Annotated in this window: 16 protein-coding genes; 9 read left to right on the forward strand and 7 right to left on the reverse strand. The window is 63.2% G+C overall.

Annotated features, from left to right (window positions below):
• Positions 1-151: 151 nt before the first annotated feature.
• The 6 genes from LT988_RS19025 to LT988_RS19050 all read left to right on the forward strand — a co-directional run bounded on the left by LT988_RS19025 (position 152) and on the right by LT988_RS19050 (position 9,013).
• The gene (locus tag LT988_RS19025; RefSeq protein WP_408648081.1) at positions 152-2,266 is read left to right on the forward strand and encodes an ABC transporter substrate-binding protein; all 2,115 of its coding nucleotides are present in this window, start codon (positions 152-154) and stop codon (positions 2,264-2,266) included.
• Positions 2,263-3,243: an ABC transporter permease gene (locus LT988_RS19030; protein WP_232407085.1), complete on the forward strand. Its 981-nt coding sequence runs from the start codon at positions 2,263-2,265 to the stop codon at positions 3,241-3,243. The genes LT988_RS19025 and LT988_RS19030 overlap by 4 nt, the downstream gene beginning before the upstream one ends.
• On the forward strand, positions 3,240-4,670 hold the full coding sequence (locus LT988_RS19035; RefSeq protein ID WP_232407086.1) for an ABC transporter permease: 1,431 nt from the start codon (positions 3,240-3,242) through the stop codon (positions 4,668-4,670). Before LT988_RS19030 ends, LT988_RS19035 begins: the two co-directional genes overlap by 4 nt.
• A 44-nt stretch (positions 4,671-4,714) precedes the next feature.
• On the forward strand, positions 4,715-6,745 hold the full coding sequence (locus LT988_RS19040; protein ID WP_232407087.1) for an ABC transporter ATP-binding protein: 2,031 nt from the start codon (positions 4,715-4,717) through the stop codon (positions 6,743-6,745).
• Between the two features lie 106 nt (positions 6,746-6,851).
• The gene (locus LT988_RS19045; protein ID WP_232407088.1) at positions 6,852-8,195 is read left to right on the forward strand and encodes an EAL domain-containing protein; all 1,344 of its coding nucleotides are present in this window, start codon (positions 6,852-6,854) and stop codon (positions 8,193-8,195) included.
• Between the two features lie 605 nt (positions 8,196-8,800).
• Positions 8,801-9,013, forward strand: a complete 213-nt coding sequence (locus LT988_RS19050) for a cold-shock protein (protein ID WP_007193172.1) — start codon at positions 8,801-8,803, stop codon at positions 9,011-9,013.
• Between the two features lie 189 nt (positions 9,014-9,202).
• Here the strand turns inward: LT988_RS19050 and mobA are convergent, their stop codons facing one another.
• The 5 genes from mobA to LT988_RS19075 all read right to left on the reverse strand — a co-directional run bounded on the left by mobA (position 9,203) and on the right by LT988_RS19075 (position 12,783).
• Entirely contained in the window at positions 9,203-9,817 is a 615-nt protein-coding gene (gene mobA / locus LT988_RS19055; RefSeq protein WP_269752065.1) for a molybdenum cofactor guanylyltransferase MobA, read from the reverse strand.
• A gap of 55 nt (positions 9,818-9,872) precedes the next feature.
• Positions 9,873-10,301, reverse strand: coding sequence for a phosphate-starvation-inducible protein PsiE (locus LT988_RS19060; protein WP_232407090.1), 429 nt, complete (start codon positions 10,299-10,301; stop codon positions 9,873-9,875).
• Positions 10,298-10,792 (reverse strand): L,D-transpeptidase family protein, encoded by a 495-nt coding sequence (locus LT988_RS19065; protein ID WP_232407091.1) that lies wholly within the window; start codon positions 10,790-10,792, stop codon positions 10,298-10,300. Before LT988_RS19065 ends, LT988_RS19060 begins: the two co-directional genes overlap by 4 nt.
• 94 nt (positions 10,793-10,886) lie before the next feature.
• Positions 10,887-11,258 carry a DUF2237 family protein gene (locus tag LT988_RS19070; RefSeq protein ID WP_232407092.1) on the reverse strand — a complete coding sequence of 124 codons (372 nt, stop codon included), beginning with the start codon at positions 11,256-11,258 and terminating at the stop codon, positions 10,887-10,889.
• Positions 11,259-11,334: 76 nt separating this feature from the next.
• Positions 11,335-12,783, reverse strand: a complete 1,449-nt coding sequence (locus tag LT988_RS19075) for a transglycosylase SLT domain-containing protein (protein ID WP_232407093.1) — start codon at positions 12,781-12,783, stop codon at positions 11,335-11,337.
• Between the two features lie 179 nt (positions 12,784-12,962).
• On the opposite strand from LT988_RS19075, the gene LT988_RS19080 reads away from it, so the two are divergent.
• The 3 genes from LT988_RS19080 (at position 12,963) to dnaQ (ending at position 15,059) form a co-directional block, all read left to right on the forward strand.
• Positions 12,963-13,724 carry a class I SAM-dependent methyltransferase gene (locus LT988_RS19080; RefSeq protein WP_232407094.1) on the forward strand — a complete coding sequence of 254 codons (762 nt, stop codon included), beginning with the start codon at positions 12,963-12,965 and terminating at the stop codon, positions 13,722-13,724.
• Positions 13,717-14,148: a ribonuclease HI gene (rnhA, locus tag LT988_RS19085; RefSeq protein WP_232407095.1), complete on the forward strand. Its 432-nt coding sequence runs from the start codon at positions 13,717-13,719 to the stop codon at positions 14,146-14,148. The genes LT988_RS19080 and rnhA overlap by 8 nt, the downstream gene beginning before the upstream one ends.
• Positions 14,149-14,336: 188 nt before the next feature.
• A complete protein-coding gene (dnaQ, locus tag LT988_RS19090) occupies positions 14,337-15,059 on the forward strand; it encodes a DNA polymerase III subunit epsilon (protein ID WP_232407096.1) in 723 nt (240 codons plus the stop codon).
• Positions 15,060-15,223: 164 nt separating this feature from the next.
• Here dnaQ and fnr read toward each other — a convergent pair whose 3' ends face one another.
• Both fnr and LT988_RS19100 read right to left on the reverse strand, forming a co-directional pair.
• Positions 15,224-15,982, reverse strand: coding sequence for a fumarate/nitrate reduction transcriptional regulator Fnr (gene fnr, locus LT988_RS19095; protein ID WP_232407097.1), 759 nt, complete (start codon positions 15,980-15,982; stop codon positions 15,224-15,226).
• Between the two features lie 160 nt (positions 15,983-16,142).
• Entirely contained in the window at positions 16,143-16,547 is a 405-nt protein-coding gene (locus LT988_RS19100) for a sulfur globule family protein (protein ID WP_232407098.1), read from the reverse strand.
• Positions 16,548-16,739: the final 192 nt, after the last annotated feature.

A 16,739-nucleotide genomic window follows, 5' to 3' on the forward strand; every position in this document is an offset into this window, starting at 1 on the left:
CTTTCTCGAGGCCGATGCAATCTCTCTTCTGACCCCCATGTGCCTCGCTAACATTACAGAAACTCGGTTATCGGTGAAAGTGGTAAGCGTTCGGTCAATTCAGCAGCGGTTCGGCATCCGGGGAGGGCTTCTGCTTGGAGTCGCTGCCGTCCTGCTGGCGGGATGCGGCGAGGCGCCTTGGAACGATCCCTACCCGGCGGGCGATGCGACCGGCAACCGGGTCTACAGCTCGTTCGCCGAGCGGCCCAAGCATCTTGATCCGGCACGCTCCTACAGCGCCGACGAGTATGCCTTCCTCGCACAGATCTACGAGCCGCCGCTTCAGTACCATTTCTTGATGCGTCCCTATCGATTGGTGCCGTTGACGGCCCTCGAGGTACCCGAGCCCGCGTACTTCGACATCGACGGTCACCCGCTCCCGCAAGATGCGCCGGCCGAGTCGATCCATCGCAGCGACTATTTGATTCGCATCCGTCCGGGTATTCGCTATCAGCCACACCCGGCTTTCGCCGCGGACGTTGACGGCACCTATCGCTACCACACGCTGACCGAACGCGAGCTGGGCGGAATCAACCAGCTCCGAGATTTCGAGCAGACCGGCACCCGCGAGCTGACGGCGCAGGACTATGTCCACCAGATCAAGCGGCTGGCCGCGCCCTGGACCCATTCGCCGATCGCGGGCGTGATGCGCAAGCACATCATCGGGTTCGAGGAATACGCCGAAAGTCTTGCCGAGGAGCCCGATTCGGATCCGGCGCAGCGCGTTTTCCGACTGCGGGCCTCCGACATCGCCGGTGTCGAGGTCGTGGATCCCTACAGCTACCGCATCGGGGTCAAGGGCAAGTATCCGCAGTTCGCCTACTGGCTCGCCATGCCCTTCTTCGCGCCCCTGCCCTGGGAGGCCGAGCTCTTTTACGCACAACCGGGGCTGCGCGAACGCAACATCATGCTGGACTGGTACCCCGTCGGGACGGGTCCCTTCATGCTCGGCGAGAATAATCCGAATCTGCGGATGGTGCTCGAGCGTAACCCGAATTTCCGCGGCGAGCCCTATCCGACCGAGGGTATGCCGGACGACGCTGCGTCCGGGATCCTCGCCGATGGCGGCCGGCCGATGCCCTTCATCGACGAGGCCGTCTACAGCCTTGAGAAGGAAAGCATTCCGCGCTGGAATAAATTCCTGCAAGGCTTTTACGACAGCTCCGGGATCTCTTCCGACGCCTTCGATCAGGCCGTTCAGATCGATGCCGGGGGCGAGCCGGTGCTGACCGATGCGATGCGCGAGCGCGGGATCACCCTGCTGACTTCGGTCGAGCCGTCCGTCATGTACATGGGATTCAACATGCTGGATCCCGTGATCGGCGGGGACTCGGAGCGGGCGCGTCTCCTGCGGCGAGCCATCGCGATCGCGGTGGACTTCGAAGAGTTCATCTCCATCTTCACCAACGGCCGCGGTCTGGTTGCGCAGGGCCCTATACCGCCCGGCATCTTCGGTTACCGTGAGGGTGAGGCGGGGATCAATCCGTTCGTCTACGAATGGGTCGGGGGGCGGGCCGTGCGACGCAGTCTCGACGAGGCGCGCATCCTGATGGAGCAGGCGGGGTATCCGGACGGTCGCGACCAGGCCACCGGGCGAGCGCTCACGATCAACTACGAGGCCATCGCGACCGGTCCCGACGACCGCGCCCGTCTGAACTGGATCCGCAAGCAGTTCGCCAAGCTCGGCATCGAGCTCGTGATCCGTTCGACCGACTACAACCGTTTTCAGGAGAAGATCCGCAACGGAACCGGGCAGGTCTTCATGTGGGGCTGGAACGCGGACTATCCGGACCCGGAGAACTTTCTCTTCCTGCTCTACGGGCCGAACGGCAAGGTCGAGCATCAAGGCGAGAACGCCTCGAACTATGCCAATCCGGAATTCGATCGTCTCTTCAACGCGATGCGTTTCATGGATGACGGCCCGGAGCGTCAGGCCGCAATCGACCGGATGGTCGAGATCGCACGCACCGATGGCCCCTGGCTTTGGGGCTTCAACCCCAAGGCGTTCAGCCTGCACCATCAATGGATGCATAACGCCAATCCGAACCAGATGGCGAACAACACGCTCAAATACCGCCGAGTCGACCCCGAGCTGCGCGAGCGGCTGCGCCGTGACTGGAACCCGCCCATCCTCTGGCCGCTTTGGGCGATCGGGGGACTTTTTGTGGTGATCATCCTGCCGGCGCTCTGGTTGGTGTGGCGGCGCGAGCGGAGCACTGCACTGTGACGGCCTACATCGTCCGGCGATTGATCTATGCGATTCCGATCCTGATCGGGGTGAATCTGATCACCTTCGTGCTCTTCTTCGTGGTCAACGCACCCGACGACATGGCGCGGATGCATCTCGGCGAGAAACGGGTCACCGAGGAGGCGATCCAGACCTGGAAGCAGGAGCACGGCTACGACCGGCCGCTGCTCTACAACCCGGATGCCTCCGGCCTCGGGCGCTTCACCGAGACCATCTTTTTCGAGAAATCGATCCGCTTGTTCATCTTCGACTTCGGTTCGTCCGACAACGGTCGCGACATCGGCTACGACATCTCCCAGCGTATGTGGCCGAGTCTGGCCATCGCCGTCCCCGTGCTGCTGGTCGGACTCGCCTTCAACATCTCCTACGCCCTCTTGATCGTCTTCTTCCGCGCGACCTATGTGGACATCGGCAGTGTCGTCCTGCTGGTGGCCATGATGTCGATCTCGGGCCTCTTCTACATCATCGGCGGACAGTTTCTGCTCGGTAAGCTCTTCCACCTCGTACCCATCTCGGGTTACGACACGGGCGTGGAGGCTTGGAAATTCCTGATCCTTCCGGTGATCGTGGGTGTGATCGGCGGGATCGGGGCCGGCACCCGCTGGTACCGCACCCTTTTTCTGGAGGAGATCTCGAAGGACTATGTGCGCACCGCAAGGGCCAAGGGCTTGAGCGAGCGTCGTGTCCTCTTCCGCCATGTCTTGCAGAACGCCTTGATCCCCATCCTGACCGGTGTCGTGGTGGTGCTGCCGCTGCTTTTCATGGGCAGTCTCATCACCGAGTCCTTCTTCGGGATCCCGGGGCTCGGCAGCTACACGATCGACGCCATCAACAGCCAGGATTTCGCGATCGTGCGCTCGATGGTCTTCCTCGGGGCTGTGCTCTATATCGTCGGGCTGATCCTGACGGATATCTCGTACACGCTGGTGGATCCGCGGGTTAGATTACAGCCATGAGCGCGATGCCGGTTGTGCTCTGGACCGATGGTCTGGTGTTTCTGCTGATGGCGTTGATCGGAGCCTTTGTGCTCTATGCCTCGCGGCACGAACACATGCGCGCACCCTGGCGGCGGGTGGTGCGCTCTCGGGTGGGCGTGGCCACCATCGTCGTGCTGGGCTTCTATGTCGTCGTCGGGTTGCTCGATACGGTGCATTTTCGGCTTGCGCTCGAACGGCAAGGCGACGACAAAGGCGACGACAGTGCCGAGACCCGCTATTCGCCCGAGGTCTTGAGTCTGCTCGACCTGGCCTTGAGCGGGTTGCGCGAACGTCAAGAGAAGACCTATTCGGCGCCCTTCGCGACCCATCTCTTCGTGAAGGAGGCGATCGAGCAGCCGGACGGGACCCTTGTGCGCGAGTTTCCTCGGCTCGAATACGGTGGCGCGCACTTGGAGGATCCGACGCGTCAGCGCGGCTTCGACATCGCCTGGCGAGCCGCCCGGGGCGCGCTTCAAGGCCTGGTCATCTGGGTCGCGCTGGCGACCGGCATCCTCTGGCTGATCGCACGCTCGCGCGGGGAGACACCGGCGGCGGCCCGAGCGGCTATCCTGGCGGGACGTACGCCGATCCCTTGGCGGACCGCCCTCCTGATGCTCGGCATCATGCTGGTGCTCAGTGCCGTTGCGGGCGAGCTGGCGCTCAAGTACCACATCCTGGGAACGGACAAGGTCGGCGAGGACGTCTTTTATCAGACGCTCAAGAGTATCCGCACCGGGCTCCTGATCGGGACACTCACGACCCTGGTGATGCTGCCCGCCGCGGTCTTGCTCGGCATCATGGCCGGCTATTTCAGGGGTTGGGTGGACGATGTCATCCAGTATCTCTACACCACGCTGAACTCGATCCCCGGCGTGCTCCTGATCGCCGCGGCCATCCTCTTGCTGCAGGTCTACATGAGCAACAATGCCGACGACTTCGCGAGCCTGGTCGAGCGGGCCGATCTGCGACTGCTGTTCCTCGTGCTGATCCTGGGCGTCACCAGTTGGACCGGACTGTGCCGCCTGTTGCGCGGGGAGGCGCTGAAGCTGCGAGAGGTCGACTATGTCCAGGCGTCCACGGCATTGGGGGTCGGCCACTTCACCCTGATCGGACGTCATATCCTGCCGAACGTCATGCATATCGTGCTGATCACCCTGGTGCTGGACTTCAGCGGTCTGGTGCTTGCCGAGGCCGTGCTCTCCTACATCAATATCGGTGTTGACCCGACGATGAATTCATGGGGGAACATGATCAACAGCGCACGACTCGAGCTGGCCCGCGACCCGGTCGTCTGGTGGTCGTTGACCGCCGCGTTTCTCTTCATGTTCGCCTTGGTGCTTGCGGCGAACCTCTTCGCGGACGTGGTGCGCGACGCCTTCGATCCGAGGCTCAAGAGTGCCCGCTGATCGCTTTGCTCCGCGTATTCCCCAAACCAGAGGGTGAGTCTCTGATGGCGTCCGATGTGCTGCTTGAGGTCTCGGGACTGACGACGCTGCTCGGGGATGCCGCGCGGCCGGTTCGGGTCGTCGACGGGATCGATCTCGAGATTCGCCGTGGCGAGACCTTCGTGCTGCTCGGTGAGTCCGGATGCGGCAAGTCCATGACGGCGCTTTCGCTGATGCGACTCCTGCCGCCGTCCGGACGGGTCACGGCAGGCGCGGTGCGGTTGGCTGGAACCGACCTGCTGCGCCTGACCGAGGCCGAGATGCGCCAAGTCCGCGGCGGGCGCGTGGCCATGATCTTCCAAGAGCCGCAAACCTCGCTCAACCCGGTCATGAGCGTCGGCGACCAAATCGCCGAGGCGGTCCGGGTCCACGAGGGCGGATCGCGCGATCGGACCCCGACGCGTGTCGTTGAGCTCATGCGCGCGGTGGGTATCCCGGATCCGGCCCGCCGGGTCGACGAATACCCGCACCAGCTCTCGGGCGGCATGAAGCAGCGCATCATGATTGCCATGGCCTTGGCCGGTGATCCGCAGCTCCTGATCGCGGACGAGCCGACCACCGCGCTGGACGTCACCATCCAGGCCCAGGTCCTTCGGCTTCTGAAGGATCTCCAGGCGAAGACCGGAATGGCGGTGCTCCTGATCACCCATGATCTCGGCGTGGTCGCCGAGACAGCGGATCGCTTGGCCGTCATGTACGCCGGCCAGATCCTCGAGACTGCGACGACCGACGCCTTCTTCGCCGCACCGGCGCATCCTTATAGTCGCAAGCTGATGGAGAGCCTGCCCGGCGCGGACAAACGCAGCGCACGCCTTGCCGTGATCCCAGGACGCGTGCCGCATCTGGATCAGGGGTTCGTCGGCTGCCGTTTCGCCGAACGTTGCTATGCGGTCATGCCCCGATGCCGTGAGCAAGTGCCCGTCTGGAGAGACCTGGAGACAGGGCAAGGGGTGCGCTGTCTCCTCTGGGATCAAGGCGTTGCCCTGCCCGACGGCTTGCAGCGGGAGAACGGCGAGCAGGCTGCCGCGACCTTATCCGCTCCAGAGCTTGCGCCGGATTCAGGCGTGCCCGTCGACGCCATGCTGCAGGTCCGGGACCTTCAGGTTCACTTCCCGATCCACGACGGTGTTTTCCGGCGAGTCGTCGGTCAGGTCCGCGCGGTCGACGGCCTGACCTTCGACCTGACCCCGGGTCGGACCTTGGCGTTGGTCGGGGAGTCCGGCTGCGGCAAGACGACCGCCGCCAAGGGCATCCTGCAGCTGACGACGCCCACCGGCGGCTCGATCCGCTATCGGGGCGAGGAGCTTGTGGGCTTGAGGTATCGACGGATGCGTCCATTCCGCAAGGATCTTCAAATCATCTTCCAGGATCCCTACGCGGCTATGAATCCGCGCATGCTGGTCGGCGATCTGATCGGCGAGGGTCTCCAGGCGCTCGGGATCGAGCGCAGCCGGGCCGGCCGGATGCGGCGCGTCGCCGAGCTGCTCGATCTGGTCGGTATGGACGCGGACGCCGTCGATCGCTACCCGCACGAGTTTTCCGGCGGACAGCGCCAGCGGATCTGTATCGCACGTGCGCTCGCGGTCGAGCCCAAACTGATCTTGTGCGACGAGCCGACCAGCGCGTTGGATGTCTCGGTCCAGGCACAGATCCTCAATCTGTTGAAGGACCTCCAGGATCGGCTCGGGCTTGCCTATCTCTTCATCACGCACGACATCTCGGTGGTAGCCTATCTGGCGCATGAGGTGGCGGTCATGTATCTCGGACGCGTGGTCGAGCGCGGGCGGGTCGACGAGGTTCTGGATGACCCGCGCCATCCCTATACGCGTGCGCTGCTCTCCGCCGTGCCTGTGATCGATCGTGAAAAGCGGCGTTCGGTGATACGTCTCGAGGGCGACATGCCGTCACCGAGCAACCCGCCCTCCGGCTGTTACTTCCACCCCCGCTGTCCAGAGGCGTTCGATGCCTGTTCACGGTCGTATCCCGAGGAGACGCGCCTGAGCGAGACCCGTCGTGTGCATTGTCTGCTGGCCTGATGCGCCTGTTCGGGACCCTTTCGGCGGTGCCTCTTGTCTTGAAGGCCGGCGCGCCGTATGGTTTTGACACTTCACCACGATCGGTGCGCGGCCCAGTCCAATCGCAATGAGCAAAGCGAAGCAAATCCTCTGCATCGACCCGGAACCATCGGATCTTCGCATCGCAGCGCTCCTGAACCGACGGGGTCTCGCGGTCGATCTGACCGAGGTCTCGACGCCAGAAGGTCTCCGCAACGCCTTGGACCGCGCGGGTTGGTGGGATCTGATCCTGTGCGATGGCGAGAGCGTCGAGGGTCTCGGCGTCGACACTGCAATCCTGCCTTTTCGGGACGATCTGGATGCCTCTCTGGTCCTGGTGAAGGCGGCCGATAGCCCTTTGAGTGTGCAGCAGAGCCATCGTCTCGGCGCCGCAGACCTGGTCGTGCGAGACGAGATCGAGCATCTTTTGATGGTGTGCGAGCGCGAGCTGCAGAGCTGCGCGATTCGAAAGGAGCTGCGCGTTCTTCGCCGCACGGCCGGCAGCCTCGGCCAGGACGTCCCGCGGTCGGTCATGTTGGCGACGATCCATGACCTGAGTCGCACGGCGCGTCCGGGCAAGGAGGATCTCGCGGCCACCGTCGCCACCCCCGGCGAGAGTCCGATGTCCGATCAGGCCCGTATCCGTGCACTCATCGATGCCGGCGGGCTTACGCTTGAGTTTCAGCCGATCATCTCGCTGAGCACTCATGAAGGGCATCGCAGCATGTTCGAGACCCTGGTGCGCCTCAAGGACGACACCGGCAAACTGCTGATGCCCTCCGAGTTTCTTCCCGTCCTGGAGTCTGCAGGCTGGATGACCAAGATCGACCTGTGGATCCTGCGCCGCGCCTTGGCAACGCTTCAGGATATGCAGAAGGGCGGGGCGCAGGATGCGGTGCTGTTCATCAACGTCGCCACCGAGACGCTGAACTCCGCGGAGACGGCGAAAGCGCTCGGGGCCTTTATCTCGGCAGCCCGCCTTGTGCGCGGCTCGGTCGTGATCGAGGTGCGCAAGTCCGCCTTTATCGATGCGCAGACAGCCTTGGAGCGGTTTGCCCGGTCGCTGCAAGCGAAAAACCATGGCCTCTTGATCGAGGACGCCGGTCTGGAGGATTGCGGCTTTCTCGCGGAGCACCGCGAGCTCATCACGCATGTGAAACTCTCTCGGACGATGACCCAGGGATTGGTCGAGCGGCGCGTCCCGCAAGAGGCGGTGAACGCGCTGGTGCAGTGTGCGCAAAAGGAGGGTATGCGGGTGATCGCTTTGGCGGTCGACAACGCAGAGCTTCTGCCGATGCTGTTCGCCGCGGGTGTGGACGCGATTCAGGGGCATTTCGTCAGCATGCCTTACCAGAATCTGATGTACCCCAGCATTCAGCGGGTCGAGTCCAGCTCCGGTCCGGCTTGGCGGGGGCCCGAGCGTTCGGGCTGAGAGGTTCCGTGCGCACGCAAATTTTTTTGTTCCAATGGCTGCTATAGGCGCGCATTTTCCGAATTTCGCGGTACACTAGGGGCAAGTGAAAGCCCCGCGCAAGGCACTCGGGCCTGGTGCTTCGAATTGCTCGACACCGCTTGAGGCCAGTCTTGTGCGAGATCAAATCTCGAGATCAGACGATCGACCCCATTCCGATATCCGCATTTTATTCCTGCCTCCTCTCCAATTCCGTGTCGATGAACAATCGCCTTCCATTAGACGTTGTCGCGTCCGGTTCAGTGCATCCGGTGCGGGGGGCGTTGTCGACGTGACCGGATTGAAGGGCTATCGGAACAGGGATGCCATCGGGTATGGTCCGTTGTTGCGGGAGCTGAGCGGCGCTCTGAGTTGTGGGAACGACAAGAAAAATCCGGTTAAGGCATGCTGCACGTGAACCATGGACCGCCCTGCGGTGACCGGGATCCGACGCATGATAAAGACTGAGTCAGATGGTCTTGATTCAGATTCCACTCCAGATCGAGTGGAGGACACACTAGCCTTTTCGCAAGGCTGGGTTTAAGTGAAAGCCAACTCCGGTTGGTCCGTTAAGTGATGAGGTTGATATGCCAGGTGAATTGGTTTCCGGGACGGTCAAGTGGTTCAATGACGAGAAGGGATATGGCTTCATTGAGCGCGAGGGCGGCAAAGACGTGTTTGTCCACCATAGTGCCATCAATGGATCGGGTCGTAAGACGTTGCTCGAGGGTCAACGCGTGACGATGGAAGTCACTCAAGGCCCCAAAGGGCCGCAGGCGGAGAATGTGACGCCCGACTGAGGTTGCGACACCACCCGGAGCCGAGCTGGACGGCTCGATCCGACGCAGACGAAGGTCTTCGTAGGATTCAGGCCGCAGCACCCGGCCCCCGTCGCACTGCTCTCAATGGGCCTTGGCCCTTGAGAGCATTTGATTTTTGGGGCATCCCCCGGTGCCGTCCTCGGCATCCAGCCGGCTGTCCTCTCCCTGTCACGTCGAGCGCGCCAACTGCGATGTCAGTCGAGCGATGTCCTCCGCCGAATTCAGGTTGGAAAACGCCTCGGGCCGATCGCTGAAATCCGCCAACGCCGGGCCGTGTCGAGCGACCCAATCGCTTACTTTCCGCACCCCTGCCGCAAGCTCGGCCGAAACGGCCTGCTCGAGCGAGACGGATATGAGCGAATAGACCGGGTGCATGCGCCCCCTTTCGATCACCGTCGCCAAAGGGGCATCGCCCGACATCAATGCCGCGATGAGGCGTCGTGACAGATCGGGCGGCAAGAGAGGTCCGTCACAGGGTACGGTCAGGATCCAGTCGGTTTCGGCGGCGCGCATCGCGCTCGCCATGCCGGACAAAGGCCCGTTGAATCCGGGATCGGAGTCGGCGATCACGGGCGCTCCGTATCTTGCATAGATCTCGCGGTGACGGTTTGCGTTGATCAGCAATCCGCCCACCTGTGGGGCGAGTGCGTCCAGCACCCATTCGATCATGGGGCGGCCGGCGAGCTCCACCAGCCCTTTGTCGACGCCTCCCATGCGGCTTCCTCGGCCACCGGCCAGGATGACCCCGGTGATCTCCCTCGGCGTCGGCGCAGTACGCGTCACGCCGATTCCGAGTGCGGGTCTCGCTCGGGGGAGCTCGCTCGGACTTGCGTCTCGATCAACGTGCATCCTCATCCCGGCTCGAGGCGCTGTAGGGGAACCGAACATGTCCGAAACGGATGAGGAGCACGGCTCCGGCCAGAATCAGGATGGCGACCGAGGTGGCGATGATCTCGGTCTCGGTGATCTCCTTCATATCGATGATCAGGTGGCGGGCGAGGGCAACCATCGCGATATAGATCGGCATGCGGATCGGCAAGGCGCCGGATTGCAGGTAGATGCCGACCATCGTCAGTACTTCCAGATAGATGAAAAGCAGGAGAAGATCGCCGAGATTGACCTCGCGGCGCTCCACCATCTCCATGACTTCCTGACTGCCGGCGATGACCGTCGCGACGGCGATCACCACCAGACCGACGACCTCGACCCAAGACAGCAGACGCCCGCCGACCGACATGATGCGTGATTTGGATGGCTCGGGGTTCATGGCAAGATCTCGATCGGCGTCCCGTCGACGGTGAGTGACCAAATTTCGTCGATCTCCTGGTTAGAGACCGCGATGCAACCCAGCGTCCAGTCATCCTCGATGCGCGTCGGGCGGTTCTTTCCGTTTGGTTGACCGTGGATCAGGATCATGCCTCCGGGCGGTTCGCCGCGTCGTTCGGCGCGCCGCCGGTCACTGAGGCTGGGATATGAGATGTGCAGGGCCTTGTGGAAGCGGCTTCGGTCGTTTCGTCGGTCGATCAGGTAACGTCCCTCGGGGGTGCGCCCGTCGCCTTCGCGAGTCTTGTGTCCGATCGGTTGGAACCCGAGCGCAATGTCGTAACTCCGCAGGGGCTGGTTTTCACGCATCAGATAGAGGCGACGCTCGGTCTTTTTGACGACCAAGCGGTCTGCTTGCTCGCTGGATGCGTGATGGGAGCGGGTGACGGGTTCGGTTCCGCTTCCGTTCGGCCCCAGCACGGGGAGATAAGACATCGCCGGAACGGATGCCGAAACCATCGAAAGGAGCACCGGGATGATCGGAATGCAACCCGGTGCACCGAGTGCCTGTTCCGATCTCTGTCTCGTGTTACGAAAGATCCAAGGCATGCGACTTGAGGTCGGCGAGACTGACGACCTCGAGCGCCCGCTCGTGAGTCGCCCTAAGGGCGACACGAGGCGCGGCGCCGGCTTCGAGGGCCTCCTGCCAACGTGCGGCGCACAGACACCAGCGATCGCCCGGCTTCAGGCCGGGAAAACCGTATTCGGGTTGAGGTGTCACCAGATCGTTTCCGCGGGCGAGACTGAGCTCGAGGAACTCGCGAGTCATGCGTGCGCAAACCGTATGTGACCCAAGGTCTTGTGGGCCGGTCTCGCAGCCGCCGCTGCGCGTAAAGCCGGTCAAGGGTTCGAGCGAGCAGACCTCGAGGGGCTCGCCCAAGACGTTCTTGTGATGGGTCATCGGACTGTTCCTTCGGAAGCGCCTCTAGACGCGTTAGTGCCCTTCCGCCGACTTTACCAGCCGAATGAGTCCCTTGTCAGGAGGTCGGTGCACGCCCGGGCGGATAGATGAGGATCAGGTCGCCCGGGGTCAGACGCGTCTCGGCCAGTCGATTCCAGCGCTGGAGATCCTTGACGCTGACGCCGTAGCGTTTTGCCAGTGTCTTGACCGAATCTCCCGTGGTGACCAGGTGCGTAATCAAGGCGGAGTCATCGGTTGCTTGGACCGCGAGTGTCTGGCCCGAGAGCAGCGGCTCGCGCACGGAGATGCCGTTGAGCTCCGCAAGTGCGCGCGGCTCGATGCCGTTCGCGCGCGCGATCGACGCGATCGTCTCGCCCCCCTTGACCACATGCAGCTTGCGACGCTCGGCGCGAGCTGCTCTCGATTGCATGGCGGTACTGGATCGGGCAGTCGCGGTTCGCGAGGGACCGGATTGGGAGCGGACTACGGAGGCCATGGCCGGCATGACCTGGACTCGGCCGATCTTCTTGCCGATCTTTTGCCCAGTTCCGGCCGGCACCAAGATGTGGCCGGGGCCGTCGGGTGCCGTCCGTCCGAGCTTCAGCCCCGGGTTGAGGCGCTGCAGCTCGTAGAGCTGAACGCCGGTCGCCGAGGCCACCCGATTCAGATCCATCGGTTGATGCGTGCGGACTACTTCGAGCTGGGGCCGATCGGGCACGGGCGGAAGGTTTAGGCCGTAGCGTGTCGGTGCGGCGACCAGGCGCGCGGTGGCGAGGATCTGCGGGACGTACTGCTTGGTTTCGTTCGGAAGGTTGAGCGACCAGTAATCGGTGGGTTTGCCGCTGCGGCGATTGGCGGCCTGTGCGGCGGCGACGCGGCCCGGGCCGCAGTTGTATGCAGCCATGGCGAGCGGCCAATCGCCGTCGAAGCGCCGGTTGAGCTGCTCGAGATAGTCGAGCGCAGCGCCCGTGGACGCCAGCGGGTCGCGTCGCCCGTCGTACCAGGCATCCTGTCGCAAGCCCATCTCGAGCCCGGTGTAGGGCATGAACTGCCAGATGCCGGCGGCCGCTTTGGGCGATGTGGCAACCGGATTGAAGCGACTTTCGACATGGGGCAGGAAGGCGAGCTCCATCGGCAGTCCGCGCCGCTCGATCTCGGTGACGATCATGTGCAGGTAGGGTGTGCCTCGCTGGGACAGCTTGGAGAGATACTGGGGGTCTCGGCGGAAGCGCTCGACGGTGCTGTCGATGCGCGCGTCCGCGTAAAGATCGAGGGTCATCCCGCTGCGGACACGGTTCCAGAGGTCGCCGCGCGCATCCGCTCGCCCGGCGGTGCGTCTCTCCATGACCACGACATCCGTGGCCGGTCGGACGTAACCGTATTCGCGGGCCGAAACCATGCCTGAGTAGCCGGAGTCTCCGAAGTCGTTCTCGGCGGTTCGGGTCTCCGTCGCGCAACCGTTCAAAAGCAGCGTCAGAACGCCGAGCGCGCCGAGCGTGCGCGCGAAACGAGCGGCATCAGGCATGTTTTCCCCCTAGGAATTCCCGGTAAGTGATTGTTTAATTGAGTTATCCAGGAATTAGAAAAGCATCATACCCAAAGACGGCCGTCAATTCCAGGTCCGGATGCCGGAAATTCGGTGGTACCGCCGCACGACAGTGCGTGCAATCACGGTTAACATGCGTCTCTCGAAGAGGCATCGGCATGACTGTGCGCAAGAGTCCGGGTTCACCCCTGGCGAGACTACAAGATTGGTATCGGTCGCCGCTCGGAGTCGAGGTGGCGGCCCTTGAGAGCGCGTGCGTTCAGCGGCTGCTGAGCGACACCTTCGGCTACTACCTGGTCCAGATCGGCGTGACCGAGAGCTTTCGCGACGCGATGGCCTCAAGTCGGATCCGCCATCGAATCCTGATGCCCTGCGAGCAGCCCTCGGGTCATGGCGGACGCGAGATCGTCGGGTTGCCGAGCAGGCTGCCGCTTGCGAGCGATTCGATCGACGCGCTCCTGTTGCCGCATACCTTGGATTTCTCGCCCGATCCCCACGCGGTGCTTCGCGAGGTCGAGCGCGTGCTGATCCCGGAGGGGCGAGTGATCGTTCTGGGCTTCAACGCGCTCAGTGCCTGGGGCCTCTGGTCCCTGCTGCGCGGTTCCGGGACGCAGGTCCCTTGGTGCGGGCGTTTCCGCACCGCTTATCAAATCGAGGATTGGTTGTCCGTGTTGGGTTTCGATATCGAGCTTCGCGAGCACATTATGTTTCGGCCGCCGTTCCGGCGCGCCCTGGGGCCGAGCTGTGCGGCATTCGACACCTTGGGGGGGCGCCTCTGGCCGATCCTGGGCGGTGTCTATTTGATCCGGGCCGTCAAACGCGTGGCGACCTTGACGCCGCTGCGTCCGGCCTGGGGGCGGCGCTCACTGCTGCGCGGTGGCGCGGCGGAGCCGACGACACGCAGGGCCGGTCATGCCTGACTGCGTGCGCGCTTACACCGACGGTGCCTGCAAGGGCAATCCGGGACCCGGGGGTTGGGGTGTCCTGCTGCGATGGGGGGAGGTCGAGAAGGAGCTGTGCGGGGGTGAACGCGCGACCACCAACAACCGCATGGAGCTGATGGCGGTCATCATGGCGCTGGAGAGCATGAAGCGTCCGACCTGTCTCGAGATCGTCACCGACTCTCAATACGTCAAGCGGGGGGTCGAGGAATGGATGCCGCGTTGGAAACGCAACGGCTGGCAGACGGCCGATCGCAAGCCCGTGAAAAACCGTGACCTTTGGGAGCGTTTGGATGGCGCCATCGGCGCTCATCAGGTGCGCTGGAAGTGGGTCAAAGGTCATGCCGGGCACGCCGAGAACGAGCGTGCCGACCGATTGGCAAATCGAGGGATCGCGGGCTGAATCGCGTCCGGCATGACATGCGCAATTTTCGATTCGACTCGTCGTCGCATGACTCGGCTCCCGTCGGTGCGGACGCGATTCAGATTCTTGAATTTCGCTCTTTAAACCGCGTCAGGTACGGGGGAGGCGTAGTCCTCCGGGATTCGCTTGCCTGCAACGCAGCGGTTTACACTATGGACGCGGTTTAAATGAGACAGATCGTTCTCGATACCGAGACCACGGGTCTCGACCCCCAGGCAGGCCATCGCATCATCGAGATCGGCTGTGTCGAGCTGATCGACCGCCGCTTGACCGGAAACAACTTCCACCGCTATCTCCAGCCGGATCGGGAGATCGACGCGGGCGCCTCCGATGTACACGGGATCACGAACGCCTTTCTCGCCGACAAGCCACGTTTCGCCGAGATTGCCGAGAGCTTCCTGGACTATGTGGAAGGGGCCGAGTTGATCATCCACAACGCGACCTTCGATCTCGGGTTTCTCGATCGCGAGATTCTAGGATGGAACGCCGAAGCGTCGCGGATCACGGACCTGTGCGAGGTGACGGACACGCTGATCATGGCCCGGCGCATGCACCCGGGGCAGCGCAACAGCCTCGATGCCTTGTGCAAGCGCTACGGCGTGGATCATCGCCACCGCGACCTGCATGGCGCCCTGCTCGATGCCGAGATCCTGGCGGATGTCTATCTCGCCATGACCGGGGGGCAGGTGGCGTTGAGCCTCGGAGAAGAGCTCGCGGCGCCGTCTCACGACGGACCGGACGCTCGGCATCGCGGCCGGCTGGATCCGAATCGGCCGCGCCTGCGGGTGATTCAAGCCGACCCGGCCGCGCTCGCCGCTCATGCCGCGCGCCTCGCGGCGATCCAGGCCGCAAGTGCGGAGGGTTGTCTTTGGCTTCGCGTCGAGGGATGACGCCGCCCGCGGTTTAGTCGTGTGTGGCCACGGAGATCCCCGCAGCCTTCATGGAGATGCTTCTTAGGGTTTTCAGTCTCCTAAACTGCGCCGACTCTAAGGGCTATCGATCGCTCCGAGGCCGATCCAGCCCTCCGAACATCACATACCGCAACGGGCGCAGTTTAGCTCTGCTGCTGTTGGCGGCGATTCTGCCCGGCGCCGCCCACCAGAGACTCCAGCGTACTCACATCGAGCAGCTGAATGTGCTTACGGTCGACGTTCATCAGTCCGTCGTCTTGGAATCGCGTGAAGAGACGGCTGACGGTCTCGACGGCGAGTCCCAGGTAGTTCCCGATCTCATGGCGGGACATGCTCAGATAGAAGTCGGTCGCGGACAGCCCGCGTTTGTGCAGGCGCTTGGACAGGCTGAGCAGGAAGGCGGCGAGACGTTCCTCGGCGTTCTTCTTGCCGAGGAGCAAGAGCATGTCCGTATCGTGTCCGATTTCCTTGCTGAGCAGGCGATACATCTGATGCTGCAGGCTCGGAATGGTTGCGGTGAGCTCTTCGAGTCGGGTGAAGGGGACCTCGCAGATAGCGGAGGTCTCGAGGACCTTCGCCGAGCAGGCATGGATGTCCTTATCGATCGCATCCAGTCCAATCACCTCGCCGGGAAGATGGAAGCCCAGCACCTGCTCGCCGCCCTCCGGACTCGGAGCGAAGGTCTTCACCGATCCGGTCTTCACGACATAGAGCGAACGAAATCGGTCGCCGTCTCGAAACAGGAAGTCGCCCCGGTGGAGCGGTCGTGTTCGCTTCACGATCTCGTCGAGTCGCTCGACATCATCCGGCGCAAGGCCCATAGGCAAGCAGAGCGACGACAGGGAGCAGTTTCTGCAGGCGACGCGAATGGTCTCCAATGAGATTACTTTGTGATGGCTCACGGCATCGCCCCTCGGTCTTCGGTCACCAGATTTTGAACCGTCGCTTGATCTGGATCAAGCGAAGATTATCTTCTTGTCGTCAGGCCGACCTGGACCCGCAAAAAAGGCCGCGCCCTCGCGGGCGCGGCCTTGACGCAAGCATGCCGATTCTGCGTTCGGCCTACTTGGCTTCGCCGGTCGCGGGAGCAGCGGGCGCGGCATAGGGTGCGGCGTAAGGCGCGCCGTAGTAGGGGACACCGTAACCGGGGTAGCCGTAGCCATAGCCTGGATAACCGTAACCGTAACCGTAGCCGGGATAGCCGTACCCGTAACCACGTCCGTAGCCATAGCCGCGCCCGCGTCCGTAGCCGCGACCCCCGCCGCTCATGTTCATGTTGAAGTCGCCCCAGCCGTCGCCGAGCATGTCGCCGAACAGGTCACCGAGGCCGGAACCATAGCCCGGGCCGTAGCCGCCATAGCCTGGCCCACCCCAACCGGGCCCCCACCACGCCTGGGCCGGGCTGACGGCCAAGGTGGCGGCACCTGCGATTGCGGCTGCACTCATCAATCTTGCTGTTTGACGCATCGTTGACGCTCCTCTGTTGACACTCATCTTTTACGACATCGATCAAGGCCGCTGTGTCGGCGCCCGACCCTAGACGAGCGCCGACAACGCCGAGAAGGTGTGTTTCGTCATTTGCGAAACCGCTCCGAATATACGCAGCCCGTTCGAGTTTGTGAAGGTCGCGCAGCACCCTGTCCGGCGTGCTCGCCCCCG

This window comes from Thiocapsa bogorovii (assembly GCF_021228795.1).
Lineage (GTDB): Bacteria > Pseudomonadota > Gammaproteobacteria > Chromatiales > Chromatiaceae > Thiocapsa > Thiocapsa bogorovii.

Bases quoted from the DNA above. Each gene is read 5' to 3' on its own strand.
- LT988_RS19035 (WP_232407086.1), top strand. From the start codon at position 3,240: ATGAGCGCGATGCCGGTTGTGCTCTGGACCGATGGTCTGGTGTTTCTG.
- LT988_RS19040 (WP_232407087.1), top strand. From the start codon at position 4,715: ATGGCGTCCGATGTGCTGCTTGAGGTCTCGGGACTGACGACGCTGCTC.
- LT988_RS19045 (WP_232407088.1), top strand. From the start codon at position 6,852: ATGAGCAAAGCGAAGCAAATCCTCTGCATCGACCCGGAACCATCGGAT.
- LT988_RS19050 (WP_007193172.1), top strand. From the start codon at position 8,801: ATGCCAGGTGAATTGGTTTCCGGGACGGTCAAGTGGTTCAATGACGAG.
- LT988_RS19060 (WP_232407090.1), bottom strand. From the start codon at position 10,301: ATGAACCCCGAGCCATCCAAATCACGCATCATGTCGGTCGGCGGGCGT.
- LT988_RS19065 (WP_232407091.1), bottom strand. From the start codon at position 10,792: ATGTCTTATCTCCCCGTGCTGGGGCCGAACGGAAGCGGAACCGAACCC.
- LT988_RS19070 (WP_232407092.1), bottom strand. From the start codon at position 11,258: ATGACCCATCACAAGAACGTCTTGGGCGAGCCCCTCGAGGTCTGCTCG.
- LT988_RS19075 (WP_232407093.1), bottom strand. From the start codon at position 12,783: ATGCCTGATGCCGCTCGTTTCGCGCGCACGCTCGGCGCGCTCGGCGTT.
- LT988_RS19080 (WP_232407094.1), top strand. From the start codon at position 12,963: ATGACTGTGCGCAAGAGTCCGGGTTCACCCCTGGCGAGACTACAAGAT.
- rnhA (WP_232407095.1), top strand. From the start codon at position 13,717: ATGCCTGACTGCGTGCGCGCTTACACCGACGGTGCCTGCAAGGGCAAT.
- dnaQ (WP_232407096.1), top strand. From the start codon at position 14,337: ATGAGACAGATCGTTCTCGATACCGAGACCACGGGTCTCGACCCCCAG.
- LT988_RS19100 (WP_232407098.1), bottom strand. From the start codon at position 16,547: ATGCGTCAAACAGCAAGATTGATGAGTGCAGCCGCAATCGCAGGTGCC.